Here is a 12729-nt window from a genome sequence, read left to right on the forward strand (position 1 = left end):
TGAGGTAATTATGAGATGCACTTCGATTTCGTGTAGGTAAACATGTGGATACATGAGAAAATTCCAACCGCGAATCGGCGCGAATCCGCCCTTCGGGCGAGAAAAATCGGATTTGCTGACCCTCACTCTCGCAAGTCTCTCGCAAGGCAAAGCCTTGCTCGGCTGAGGCCTCCCCTGCGGGTCAGCCCGCCCTCGACTTGCTCGTCCCTTCATCGGGAGCGTTCGGGCAAATCCTGTCGGCGCCCCAGCGCCTCCTGTGAGAGAAATATTTGGAGAGTATTTTTATGGAAAAGAGGAGGAGAACTTACTATTGGGAGCCGCTGGAGCGGCGACAGGATTTGCCCGAACGCTCCCGATGAGGGATGAGCAAGACAGCGAAGCTGGATGGCGAAAGTGAGGAATAGCAAATCCGATTCTGGGAGCAAGCCAAAGGCTTGCGGGATTCGCGCCGATTCGCGGTTGGTTTTTCTTAGTTTTCCACACCCAACAAACTCCTTCCCGAATTGGATCCACACCAACACCGCGTAAATCCCATTTACAGTACTTCTTGTACGAAACCGGACCCGTCCCAGACAAACACCTTCGCTTTCCCTGTTTTCAGAAATGCCCGGACCCGGGCGTCATGATCCTTTCTCACGAACCGAATGCCTTCGTCGGAAAACTTCTGCAGGATAGCTTTATGAAAAGCGATCTCCTGTTCCAGATACGCGGTTTCATAGACGATCGTTTCTTCGGCGATCCGGGAACACTCCTCATCAGAGATGATACAGTCATACTCCCCGTGTTCGTCGAGACCCGATATCTGCCGCCAGTCGATCTTTCCCCGGGCATCCGGCTCCCGGTGAAGCATATACGGATACACACGGCAGATCGCAAACCGCTGATCATAGATTTTGCATCGGCGGTTTTCGTCCAGAAACACGCAGTCCCCGTTTTCTTGTGTTTTCAGCGCATACCCGGACACATAGAAGTTCCCAAACGGATCCGAGTACGGAAAATCGGGTGCCGGGATCATTGACTCAGGCGAAAACGATTTCAAACGGTTGGCATCCTCCGAAAGAAGAAACACATGACCGTTGAACGCTTTTGTGCAGCATTTCCCGCAGCAGGTACAGGAAAACCCGATCTCTCTGATGATGGTTTCCAGACCCTCTTGTGGATACGCTTTCAGCAGGGCAAGCTCATCTTCAAGCTCTGAAAGCTGCTCTTTTGGCGATGCCGCCATTTCAGAACTCCTTTTTCTCATAGATCCTGACCGATACAAAGTATGAGGCGACGACCGCAGCGATGGACGCTGCATCGAGCGTCAGCACAAAGGGCAGGAGATCTCCGGTAAACGATTCGCCGAAAAGAGCGAACCAGCCGACCAGAAATACTCCGGCTGCGATCATCAGCACAAACATCAGATACCTGGCTTTTTCCGAACCGAATTTATAGAGGAGCGGGATCAGACATGCTCCGTAGAAGATACCCAGAGCAGCGACAAGCAGCATAAACCACAGCGGGGTCGCGTTCGAAGGATCCAGATACATCATGACAGCAGCGATGGTCCCGGAGACCAGAAACGCGATCACGAAAAACACCAGCATCAGCAGATACTTGGATCGCACGATCTCCTGTCTCGTAACAGGCATCGTTAAGGCATACCGGTCCCACTTCGCCAGATCATCCATCGAAAGCGAGGTCATCGGAAGCAGAGCGGCAAAGATCATCAGCAGGAAGTACACGGTCATGATATTTCCCATCGGGATGAAGATGATCCCGAAGATGAAAAACATCAGAAGAAGGGTCTTCCCCATCGGCCGAAGGTTCAGCAAATCCTTGAGCATAAGGCCGGGAAGCAAAAACGCGGGTTTCATACCGCTGTCCCCCGGGCGTACATCAGCATCACCGACTCGGTCGAGACCGGATCCACGATCATCTCAGGATGCCGGACGATGAACTCCTTCTTGTCTTTGATGAGGACCTCACACCCAAACTGATTCGTCCGGCAGGTCAGGAATGATTTTTTGTCGAGAGCATCGAACTCCTCACGGCTGCATTTGAGAATCCCCAGATCTTCCAGAAGCTCATCTTTGGATTTGGAAAGCACGATCTTTCCTTCATGGATGAAGGTCAGGTAATCGGCGATCTTGTCAAGATCGCTCGTTATATGCGAGGAGAGCAGGATCGCATGCTCCTCGTCCTGAATGAACTCCAGGAAGATATCCAGGATCTCCTCGCGGACGACCGGATCGAGGCCGCTCGTAGGTTCATCGAGGATCAAAAGATCCGGGTGATGGGAAAGGGCGGCGGCGATGCTGAGTTTCATCTTCATTCCCCGGGAGTACTCTTTGATCTTTTTCTTTTCCGGAAGGCCGAACTGTCTGAGATATCTGAGATAGAGCGGATCGTCCCACGCGGGATAGATCCTTCCAAGGATCTTCGCCACGTCCGCCGCAGTGAGCGTGTCGTGAAAACTGCATTCATCGAAGACGACGCCGATACGGCTCTTGATCTCCTTTTCGTGATCAGCAAAATCCAGCCCGAACAGTTTCACCGAACCGCCGGTTTTTTTCGCGATCCCAAGCATGGTTTTTATCGTAGTGGTCTTTCCTGCTCCGTTCTCCCCGATGAACCCCATGATGCTTCCTTTCGGAAGACAAAACGAGACGTCCTGCAGGGAAAAATCCGGATATTGTTTACATAATTTCTCTACACAAATCGCGTCAGACATTGTTATTCTCCATCATAGATGAGTTCGAGCATCTCCCTGAGCTCGGATCTTGGTATCCCGAAATGTTTCGCCGCATCAACGGCCTTCTGCAGATGCTCCTGAGCCAAAAGCAGCTGCTGTTCTCTGATCAGTTCGGTATTTTTTTTGGCGACAAAACTGCCTTTCCCGGGAACGGTCTCGATAAAACCGTCGCGTTCCAGATCGGTGTACGCCCGTTTTGTGGTGATGACACTGATTCTCAGCTCTTTTGCAAGAAGACGCATGCTTGGAAGCGGCGACTCGGGAAGAAGCTCGCCGCTGATGATCATGGCTTTGAGCTGCGTTGTTATCTGCTCATAGATCGGCTTTTCACTCGCGTTGCTGATAAGGATCTTCACCTGTTCGTACCTTGCCTAATGTGTATAATGTATATATACATTAAGCTTCCGGACGGAACGGTCCCTTTTTTCCTCCCGTCTCAACCGTATAGGTCCTGGCACTGGATTCACGGAAATGATGAAAAAAGGTCTGCCGGAACCGTCAGAGACATCCCGGTCACGGATTTTAACGAAAATTTCACCGCCGTTTTCCTTCTCTTAGAAAAGAGGCCGGGTCCCGGAGTGTTTATCAGGTTTCAACCCCTATAATAAAGTACTATAGGGGAAGTATCACTTGGGAAGAATAGAGAACGCTAATCAGGACGTATCAGATGACGGCAGTATTATTCGTGTAAAACTGCCGAATAAACGAATACGCGAACAGTTTGCACAGGCCGAACTGATGCTTGGATCAAACCACATCAGAGTTCGATGCTCAGACGGCGTTACGCGCTTAGGGCGGATCAAAGGCAAGATCAAGAAACGAGTATGGATCCGTGAAGGAGATATCCTTATTGTTGTGCCCTGGGATTTCCAGGATGACAAGTGTGATATCATTTATCGGTATACCACCCCTCAGGTAGACTGGCTTCGCGGCCACAAATATCTTTAACATTTTTTTGTATGACAGTTGTTCCGGATTTCGATACGATAGCAAAAGCACACGGACATGTCTGTCCGGGGATCGCGCTCGGTTACAAGATTGCGCTTGAAGCAGCGGCATGGGCCGGGAATGAAACAAAGATCACCGTTCTGTCCCATACACAGCGGTGTCCGCTGGATGCTCTTAGATACATCTTCGATCTAAACAGCCATCCGGATCGTCTCACAATTGAAAACACGAACACCGGGAGTTATGTTCTGGAAAAACCGGACGGGAGCAGACTGTTCATCGATGAGGTCCCGGATACGAAACTCACGAGTGATGAACTCCACCGGCTCAAAGTGAGAGCAGCGGCAAAGACGGCAACGCCCGAAGAGTCGGACCGTTTGCAGGAGATCAGACTGGAAATGGTGAAAATCATGCTGGCTACGCCAAACGAGCAGCTGTTCACTGTGCGTGAAGAGCGGTAAAAAAGGGTGATCAGGTTCTGTATGCAAAAACATCTGCAGCAGATACCGCGTCCCAGGCTTCTTTTCTAAAACCTTCCGGCGATTTTTCCGCGTAAAGGGCAGCAGCTGCGGGCAGGCCGGCAGCTTCATTCAAAGCAAAGAGCTGATCAGCGGTTTCATCGACAGGATGAGCGAGGATCGCAAAAACGGCGTCGCGCATCTCCTGATATGCCGTGTTGACCGGATGCTGTCTGACCGCATTTTCAAGAGCAGCGCGTGCCTCTTCATAGCGGGATGTTCGGATACAGGATTTTGCAAGACCGGCCCAGGCTGCCGGGAACCGTTCATTGTGTTTTAAGGCGGAGAGGTAGGCTTCCGATGATCCTTCATAATTTCCAACTTCATACTCCAGCCAGCCGAGTTCCGCAAAGATCCGGGACCGGACCGGATTGGAGGGGTTGGCACGCAGAGCTGAACGAAACATCTGGCGTGCTTCATCCGGCATGCCAAGGGCCATGCAGCAGTGGCCGAGCCCCGAACAGATGAAGGATCTTTCATCGTCACGGGTCGAACGGTCGGCAAGGATCTCGCAGACAAGCATACGGTCTTTTGCCGGAAGCATCGTGATTGCCGGAGTAACGATCGTCTGGATATCGCTGCCGGTTTTCCAGGCATCGGTGACGGCCGTGTTCAGTTCGCGGGCAATTATGTGGGGAGGAGCCCCTTCCATTACGAGAACCACGGCGTGTTCTGCAGATGACGATGCATACTCTTTTGCTTCGGCGTACAGACCTGCAGCAACCGCCGCCCGGAATTTGCTGCCGGAGGAGGAAGGACCGGTGATCATATCCGCCCGGTTATACCAGTAAAGGGCACAGACGGGATCGAAACCGAAGTAGGCGGCATCCCCGCGTGATCTGAGCATGCCGGCCTGTTCATCCCGGTCTTTTGCCGAAAGCAGAGTGACGTCGGGTGTGCCGTTTTCATCGAGAGACTGATTCATCTCGGAGATGCGGGACAGCGCCCGGGAGAAGTACGGTTCCTGCGGTTCTTCCTCGCTGATGATGCGTTCGAGATAGGCATACTCATCCGCATACTGGTAGTTTTTTCTGGCAGACGAAGCGAGATCGAAGTAGAGTCTGATCCGGTCGGCAGAAGGAAGTTCTTCTGCGATCGAGGCGATACGGACGTAATAATCACGCATATCTTCGCCAAGATCCTCACCTACTTCACAGAGATTTTTCAGGCCGAGAGCAGTCTGGTAAGGACCTTCGTTTCTTGCGAGAAGAAACGCGCTTTTGTAAGACTCAAAGGCGTAGTCGGCATCGCCGAACTCACGCAGAATGGCGCCCATCAGTTCAAACGAGGATTTTTCTGCCGGCGTATGGGGGAAGGCAAGAGTTATCCCGGCATAGAGGTCCAAAGCCGCATCATGATTTCCTGAGGCATACAGCCAGTTTGCCGTTGAGAGGGCAGGACCCGGCGTCTCGAGGGCAAGAAGAGGGGCGGCATATTTTGTCCATTCCTCCGTGGTCGTCCGGGGCATGTTCAGCCAGATGATCTTTTCCTCGCGGGTCAGGGTGGAGAACCAGGCGCCGGCAACGCAGACGACGATATCATAGATGATCTCTGGAGAGAGTGTTTCAGCGCCGCTCAGGACGGCAGCATACTCGTCGAGAGGGAAGGAGTGCCAGAACGGCCGGCGGCCGATTCCGAAGTAGATGTCGGCATTTTCGATCTCTTCCACGGTCAGACGACGGCTTTTGAGCTGCCACCAGCTTTCGGGATACGGACTTCCAGAAGCGGAAACGATCTCGGCAGCCATATTCGTTCCGGCGATCTGGGAGCGGAGCATGGCAGAGAGAGCGGTTTTCCTGGGGATATCGGCATTCTTTACTGCAGATTCATATGCAGATTTCAGCCAGTCGTCAAGCCGAAGGGGAGCGTATTCTTCGCCGGAGACTTCCTTGAAGAGGCTGATGAGGAGCGTGCGGTCTGATTCGTGTCCGAGGATCGAGAAAATTACCCGTGCATGAAACCCGCCGTCGACACTCATCCGGTGAAGAAAGAGATTGGCTAAGACGATGTCTTCATGATCTGTTTTTTTTTCGGATGGAGCCCCGGCAAACAAGGTCAGGTAATCGCAGAAGTACTGCTGGGTCAGGTTCCCCTCACGGACATGCATAATTACCAGTGTTTCGCTGTCAGTCTATGTATTTCTTCTGATGCGAAAAGAGCCTGACCGGAAAAATAGATTTAAAAAAACAAATGAAGGGAGAGATCTCCCTTCCCTATTCTTACGTTTATACGAGTTTGGAGATCGGACCGTCTTCGACGCCGAGGGTTCCGCCAAAGTCCTTGAAGGCTTCGGCAAGAACGATGTCAGAGAATGCGGTTGCAGTTGCAGCGCCTTCCATGTTCTCGATCGGACCGTACATGATTAAGTCTGCACCAAGGGTCATTGCCATGATGTTGCAGCCGATATCAGGTGAGGACCATGCAGCCTGGCGTACGCCTTCGATGCCGCCGTAGTGGTGGTGGAACATCTGCTCTGCAAGGAGCGGTTTGTCTGCATACTGCTCGTGGATGTTCTTTCTCCAGCGTTTCAGCCAGGTCCAGGACACCGTCATGTTGTGGTATGCACCACCGGTTGGCATACCGTGGATTGCCTTGCATGCAAGGATCTCACGGTAGGAACCAAAGGAACCGAGACCAAGGGGAGTTGCTGCAGTGTCGAGAATCGGGCGGGTGATACCGCATTCTTCTGCGATCTGGATCATACCTTTTGCCTGACCAGCGACACCACCATCGACGAGTGCTTTCTCACGTCCGGCAACGGATGAGTCACCTGGGTTGAATGCCAGAACGATTGCGGAGTTCACATCGGACTCTGCAAGTGCCTGAACGTTCTCCGGAAGGATCGAACCGTTGATAGAGTTGTAGATTGCACGGTCTGCAAGACCGACTTCCGTAACATATTTCGTTGCGTGGACAAGTGCTGCCGGAGCAGAGGAATCCATCAGGAATGCGGTCTTGTTGTCGATACTGTCGAACCAGGAGAAATACGACTCAAATGCCTCAGCGTGTTCTGCGAGGATCTGGAGGAAGTACTTGTTACCGGTAATGTCAGAGAGTTCCTGACAGCGGTTCCAGAGTGCTTCTGCTTTTGGTTTGTCGATTTCACCGGTGTGATCGTTTAAGACGATCTCGTGTTTGTTGTAGAAGATGGACGGTGAAAGTACACGCGGATATTCTCCGGGCTGTCCACCAATCTTCGTTCCATTAAAGTCAAAGACCTGCTGTTCTTTTTCAAACTTGAACATATTGGCACCTCATTACATGAATAATAACCCTGACATCCAGTAAATGATTACCAGGAAGGCAATGATACCTGCTACAAGTCCGTAGAGGATACCGATGTCACGGCCAATTTTTCTTCCGACACGCATCGCAATTTCTGCGTCCGTGAACTCAATCTTTTGCTCGATTGCATCAAGACGTTTCTCGATCTCGAGGAACTGGGGGTTGGCGCTGGCAACCGTTGCACCGCCTTCTGATCCGCCGGCGTCATCAGTTAACTGAATGACGATCGGGTCAGCAGCGAATGCTCCGGGGTCGCGGGCCTTGAGCTCGTTGATCTTTGCGGAGATTTTACCGATGTCTTCGGTCTCCATGATGTTTACGAGTTCAATCTGTTCCTGGAAACGTTTGATGTGTTCTGCCGTCAAGTTCTCAAGGAACGGAATAGCACCGGTAGAACCGACGATCTTTCCGCCTTCAACTCCATTCTTGTGCATTGCTTCGATGGACTGACCCGAAAGGTGACCTTTCACTTCAGTTCCACAGAGCAGAACAAACCGGATGTTTGGGTTTGAAATGACGTTTGCAACAACTTTCTCGATACCGAGGTTCTCAGTCTTACAGGAACCTGCAAGAGCTGCGCCTGCGGCACAGATTCCGGCTTCATCAAGGTGGGAACCCATGGTGATAACAGCGACTGGGCTGTTTGCATCACCGGTGTGGTAATCTCCCTGAATGATCGGCCATCCATTTGCTGGTGATTTTTTATCTGCCATTTTTTTCACCTCAGAGTAACACCAGCGCTGGTACAAGAATCAGGACGAGAGCAAGAACGAGACCTGCGGCAAAGCCAACAAGACCGGAACTCGAGATTGCAGAGTCGACCTTGTTTGTTCTGGCAAGAATCTGGCCCTTGTATCTGATATTATCCACCATCTTGTCGATGGCGGCCATTCTAATAATCGAACCTGCCATTTTAGATCACCTGGACACCGATAAGTGCGCCGAGAATAACCAGAGAGATGATCAAACCGATCATGAGACCTTCGATCTTGCCTCCGTAGAGACCGGATGCGAATCTGTTGCGGTAACCGATGTCGGTAACCATCATCTGGATAGCTTTGATGCGGGCGGTAATGAGTGCCATTTCGCCGGTCAAAGGTTCTTCTGCTCCGGATTCGGCACCTGATGCTCCATCTTTATCATCATCAGACAACTGGACGACCATCGGGTCTGCACCGAATGCTCCAGGATCTCGTGCCTTGAGCTCGTTCATTTTTGCGGAGATTTTACCGATGTCTTCGGTCTCCATAATATTTACGAGTTCAATCTGTTCCTGGAAACGTTTGATGTGTTCTGCCGTAAGGTTCTCAAGGAACGGAATCGCACCGGTAGAACCGACGATCTTTCCGCCCTCAACACCATTTTTGTGCATTGCTTCGATAGACTGACCCGAAAGGTGACCTTTCACTTCAGTACCGCAAAGCAGAACGAAACGGATGTTCGGATTCGAAATGACGTTTGCAACGACCTTCTCGATACCGAGGTTTTCTGTCTTACAGGAACCTGCAAGAGCTGCACCAGCGGCACAGATTCCAGCCTCATCAAGGTGAGAACCCATGGTGATAACAGCGACGGGGCTGTTTGCATCACCAGTGTGGTAATCACCCTGGATGATCGGCCATCCGCTTGCCGGGGATTTCTTGTCTGCCATTTTAGATACCTCCGAAGTAGAGGGCAAATGTAAGGACGAAGGCCACAAACAGACCGACAGCAAGACCATACCAGAGAGAGGTAACCATACCTGCTTTCATGAGGGTCTTTTCACGGCCGGGGAAGCTGTTTAAGAAGTTGCCTTCACCCGAAAGCATGCCGACAAGATCTTCAGCGATTGTTTCGAGTTCTGCCACCTGATCGATGACCGGCTGATATGATACGCCGGCAGTCGTTACGATACCTGCTATTGGATCAGCTACGAGGCCAAATTCCGGTAATACTAATACATATCCCATTTTTGTTTCCTCCTAACTTACTCCTCCGCATCGGAGAACGGCTTGGCATCAAGCCAGGCTGCTGCATCGCGTTTGGATAAAGCGATGTATTTGACATAGGACACTGCCCATCCGATGAGAGCCACGATAAGTGAGATCCAGGCCGCTGCCAGTGAGACAAAGACGAAGGAGATCACTGCCATGATGATCATGGAAAGGAAACCGCACTCGATTGCGAGCATATTGGTTCTGTCCTGTTTCTCGCCCGGACCGAGACATGCATTGAACGGGTGCTGGAGAGCGATGGCGCCGAGCATGAATGAAACTGCAATTACACCTGCACCAAGATAGGATGCATTGTATACAGTGACACCGAGGATCTCGATGGTGGCGATTCCAGTAAAGCCAACGGTTCCGGTTGCAACAACGCCAAAACCCATAAGGGCAAGGGCGCCGACTGCGGCGAGTTCTGCAATACTTCTGGTCATAACCGGGATCTTCATGTTCAGAACGGAGTTTGAGATCCATCCAAGGAAGAGACCGACGATGAGAGCGATTACTAATGCTGCTACAGGTATGATCCAGATGCTGAATCCGCCAAGGGTGGACGCAAAGAGCAGGGCGATTAAACCAGACCCGAATGCGAGCATACCGGCAGACGGAACACCGGTTCCGATACCATAGCTGCACAGCTTTTTAATTGTGCTGTTACCCCAGATAAGGGCGCCGACTGCTGCAAATCCACCAAAGAATGCAAGGTAGTCAACACCGATTACTGTACCGATGATTGCGATGTAAAGGGATACCAGTGAAATAACGGCTCCAATGATCATGACTTTGTCATGTGGAATGCCGTCGTGGGATGCTTCAACTTTTACTGACATTTTTTACACCTCAGAATAATGCCACCACCAGCATTGCAACGAGACCGCAAACAGATGATGCTAAGATTGCGGCGACGATTGCACGGGGGAAACGTTTGAACTTCGGGTCGTGAGGGCCTTCAATGGTTCCGGTGATGTTGTATGCAGAAAGTACTGCGATAACAAGGAACATACCGATTGCAAAGATGCCGGCAAGACCAACAGAGAGCATGTTGATGTCTTCTGCGCCAACAAAACCAAGTGCCGGAAGACCGGCGTTGTAGAAGTTGAGAAGTTCAACGTAGATGAGTGTTCCGCCAAGACCGCCGAAAAGACCGCCGATGACACCGCCAACATAAGAGATGAACGGTAAACCGTGACCTTCGGTTCCCTGGGATTTGTATGCTGCCTGTAAGTCACCAGTGATTGGGTCTTTCAGGACCTTACCTGATGCTGCGGGGATACCCATGCCGAAGACATAGGAGATGTTCACCATAAGACAGGTGATTGCCATCATTAATGCGCCGCCGATCGCTCCACTGGCGAGTGCGACTCCAAGACCTAACTCTGCTGCCCATGCTCCTCCAAAGAGTCCTGCAAGACCTGCACCAGTTGCAAGCATTGCGACACCGGTAGCGATACCGGGTGCCTGACCCATTGCTGCCGGCGCTCCGCCGACGGGAACAAAGTGAACACCAAAAGCGATTAAGGCTGCACCAAGAATGATCAGACTCAGCGTCTGAAGCACGTACATTGCACCGCCTGCGAGGATGCCGGAACTTCCAAGGAAGTAAGCAACACCAACGAGAACGATGGCAATGATGATTGCGATGACCGAAGGAACGGGCTGGAATGAGCCGGCGTTTGCTCCGGGTTTAGCTGCAATTGCACTCATATTCAGGCCTCCACGGTGTAGGGTCCGTAGTTCTTACGTGCCCAGACTTCAACGTAACGGTCGATGATCATGAAGATGATGATAACAAGTGCTCCGACGATAACGGCACCCCATCCGGCGAGGTAGTCCTCGAAGATGATTGTACGCCAAAGTTCGAAGAACACGATCAGACCGAAACAAAGACCGGAAGCGGGTCCACCGAATTTTGCGGTGAAGAAACCGTTGTCGATCGAGCTTCTCTGTCCGGCTTCTGCATAACGAACGATGTTACCTGATGCAGAGATTGGGACACCAGCACCGAATTTCTGGTTCTGATACTGACGCTCTTTACCATAGTACGGGTTTCCGGTTGCAGAACCTGCTGCACCAAGGGCAAGACCCCATACGATACCGAGAAGCGGAAGAGCAAACGGATGACCGATTACTGTCATCATAAGGTAACATACAGTTACCGTTGCGAAGATAGCTACGAATGCGTGAGCCATAGTCACGGTCGTTACTGATTTAACAACATCAATAAAGACCGGCTGTCCGAACTTGGAAAGACTTGCGGTTCTTCCAAGGTATGCAGTAGTTGCGTAAACTCCCTGCACAAAGGTTGCGAGAACTGTTCCGAAGATGATTGCGAGGATTGCATTCACTCCTAACATAAGGAATGCCCATGCAACACCACAAGCAAGGGTCACCCACAGGGTGTATGCCGGTGGTTCCCCACTCACTGCCTTGTTATAGATACGGTGAGTGTATCCCATCTGCGGTGCGAGCTGGACCTGAGAGTTCGGGTCACCTTGTGATCCGATGTTGGACTCAGTATCTTCGGCTGCACCGGCAACCGCTGCGAGAGCTCCCGCAAGGGCAGTTACTCCAATGCCGATTATAATTTCTTGCATGTAAGATTCTCCCTTGAGTTTTGTTTCCCGATCGTGGATAACTGATCAGGAACCTAATATGTTTCAGCATTCTAACTGAAACGAAGGATGCGTCTCAAGTGTTCGTTTAACGTTACCACTCTAAAGAATGGAGTACAAAGTGTGGACAAGTATTCTGTTTACTTTCAGAGATATATAAGACATGCGAAAAATGCGTGAGATACTGACGGAGATGACGTTTTTTACTAAAATACTGCCGGAAAATCTGCGAATTAACGCCAGTTTATTTGTATTAATAATGATGAAGTTGATTAAGTAAAGTGAAGTTTACTTCAAAACAGGTATTTTTGATGAGATACGTGATATAATACCTTTGTTGTCGGATATTTTCGCACACAGCATATAAAGAAAAGAATCGTCTGCGCGTTTTAACCTAGGAAAAAAGAAAAAATTGAGTGGTTAGGTAACCACTTACTGTGCCGGGATGATGAGAGATCTCTCGCCTGCCGGCATGAATTCGCGGATTGCTCCTTTGGCGAAGCATTCACGCGGGTGAGCGAAGTCGAACTTCAGGGCCGGGTCTGCGAAACAGATCTTGATCAGCGGGGAGAGGGTCCATGCATCGCCGCGGCCGAAGTGGGCGGATGCTGCGATGGCTGCGTATTCTCCCTGGTGACCGACGTTCA

At 51.1% G+C, this 12729-nt stretch carries 15 protein-coding genes and 1 pseudogene; 2 read left to right on the forward strand and 14 right to left on the reverse strand.

The genetic code is table 11. The annotated features are described in order from the left end of the window. Nucleotides 1-535: 535 nt before the first annotated feature. Genes EYA77_RS05105 through EYA77_RS05120 form a run of 4 tightly spaced genes read right to left on the reverse strand, consistent with a single transcriptional unit; the run spans nt 536 to nt 3093 of the window. Nucleotides 536-1225: a YkgJ family cysteine cluster protein gene (locus EYA77_RS05105; RefSeq protein ID WP_167816085.1), complete on the reverse strand. Its 690-nt coding sequence runs from the start codon at nt 1223-1225 to the stop codon at nt 536-538. A gap of 1 nt (nt 1226) precedes the next feature. Then, nucleotides 1227-1859, reverse strand: a complete 633-nt coding sequence (locus EYA77_RS05110) for an ABC-2 transporter permease (RefSeq protein WP_042697880.1) — start codon at nt 1857-1859, stop codon at nt 1227-1229. Continuing rightward, on the reverse strand, nt 1856-2716 hold the full coding sequence (locus EYA77_RS05115; protein WP_167816086.1) for an ABC transporter ATP-binding protein: 861 nt from the start codon (nt 2714-2716) through the stop codon (nt 1856-1858). Before EYA77_RS05115 ends, EYA77_RS05110 begins: the two co-directional genes overlap by 4 nt. A 2-nt stretch (nt 2717-2718) precedes the next feature. Beyond that, complete coding sequence (locus EYA77_RS05120) at nt 2719-3093, reverse strand: GntR family transcriptional regulator (protein ID WP_042697873.1); 375 nt, start codon at nt 3091-3093, stop codon at nt 2719-2721. A gap of 274 nt (nt 3094-3367) precedes the next feature. On the opposite strand from EYA77_RS05120, the gene eif1A reads away from it, so the two are divergent. Together eif1A and EYA77_RS05130 are read left to right on the forward strand one after the other, a co-directional pair. Beyond that, nucleotides 3368-3685 carry a translation initiation factor eIF-1A gene (gene eif1A, locus EYA77_RS05125; protein WP_042697870.1) on the forward strand — a complete coding sequence of 106 codons (318 nt, stop codon included), beginning with the start codon at nt 3368-3370 and terminating at the stop codon, nt 3683-3685. A gap of 11 nt (nt 3686-3696) precedes the next feature. Further along, the gene (locus EYA77_RS05130; protein ID WP_167816087.1) at nt 3697-4146 is read left to right on the forward strand and encodes a formylmethanofuran dehydrogenase subunit E family protein; all 450 of its coding nucleotides are present in this window, start codon (nt 3697-3699) and stop codon (nt 4144-4146) included. Nucleotides 4147-4156: 10 nt separating this feature from the next. Here the strand turns inward: EYA77_RS05130 and EYA77_RS05135 are convergent, their stop codons facing one another. From EYA77_RS05135 to EYA77_RS05180, 10 genes and pseudogenes are all read right to left on the reverse strand, one after another. Next, nucleotides 4157-6310, reverse strand: coding sequence for a tetratricopeptide repeat protein (locus EYA77_RS05135; protein WP_042697864.1), 2154 nt, complete (start codon nt 6308-6310; stop codon nt 4157-4159). Between the two features lie 118 nt (nt 6311-6428). After that, nucleotides 6429-7448 carry a tetrahydromethanopterin S-methyltransferase subunit H gene (mtrH, locus tag EYA77_RS05140; RefSeq protein WP_042697862.1) on the reverse strand — a complete coding sequence of 340 codons (1020 nt, stop codon included), beginning with the start codon at nt 7446-7448 and terminating at the stop codon, nt 6429-6431. Between the two features lie 12 nt (nt 7449-7460). Then, nucleotides 7461-8201: a tetrahydromethanopterin S-methyltransferase subunit A gene (mtrA, locus tag EYA77_RS05145; RefSeq protein ID WP_042697860.1), complete on the reverse strand. Its 741-nt coding sequence runs from the start codon at nt 8199-8201 to the stop codon at nt 7461-7463. Between the two features lie 10 nt (nt 8202-8211). Then, nucleotides 8212-8400: a tetrahydromethanopterin S-methyltransferase subunit F gene (locus tag EYA77_RS05150; protein WP_042697857.1), complete on the reverse strand. Its 189-nt coding sequence runs from the start codon at nt 8398-8400 to the stop codon at nt 8212-8214. A 1-nt stretch (nt 8401) separates the two neighbouring features. Then, nucleotides 8402-9139: a tetrahydromethanopterin S-methyltransferase subunit A gene (gene mtrA, locus EYA77_RS05155; RefSeq protein ID WP_042697854.1), complete on the reverse strand. Its 738-nt coding sequence runs from the start codon at nt 9137-9139 to the stop codon at nt 8402-8404. A gap of 1 nt (nt 9140) precedes the next feature. After that, complete coding sequence (mtrB, locus tag EYA77_RS05160) at nt 9141-9437, reverse strand: tetrahydromethanopterin S-methyltransferase subunit MtrB (protein ID WP_042697851.1); 297 nt, start codon at nt 9435-9437, stop codon at nt 9141-9143. Nucleotides 9438-9454: 17 nt separating this feature from the next. Continuing rightward, a complete protein-coding gene (gene mtrC / locus EYA77_RS05165) occupies nt 9455-10300 on the reverse strand; it encodes a tetrahydromethanopterin S-methyltransferase subunit MtrC (protein ID WP_042697848.1) in 846 nt (281 codons plus the stop codon). A 10-nt stretch (nt 10301-10310) separates the two neighbouring features. Further along, on the reverse strand, nt 10311-11174 hold the full coding sequence (mtrD, locus tag EYA77_RS05170; protein ID WP_167816088.1) for a tetrahydromethanopterin S-methyltransferase subunit D: 864 nt from the start codon (nt 11172-11174) through the stop codon (nt 10311-10313). Nucleotides 11175-11176: 2 nt separating this feature from the next. After that, on the reverse strand, nt 11177-12064 hold the full coding sequence (gene mtrE / locus EYA77_RS05175) for a tetrahydromethanopterin S-methyltransferase subunit E (protein ID WP_042697842.1): 888 nt from the start codon (nt 12062-12064) through the stop codon (nt 11177-11179). Between the two features lie 450 nt (nt 12065-12514). Beyond that, nucleotides 12515-12729: pseudogene (locus EYA77_RS05180) on the reverse strand (coenzyme-B sulfoethylthiotransferase subunit alpha); the annotation flags it as partial.

The organism is Methanocorpusculum sp. GPch4, assembly GCF_012062385.1.
Lineage (GTDB): Archaea > Halobacteriota > Methanomicrobia > Methanomicrobiales > Methanocorpusculaceae > Methanocorpusculum > Methanocorpusculum parvum.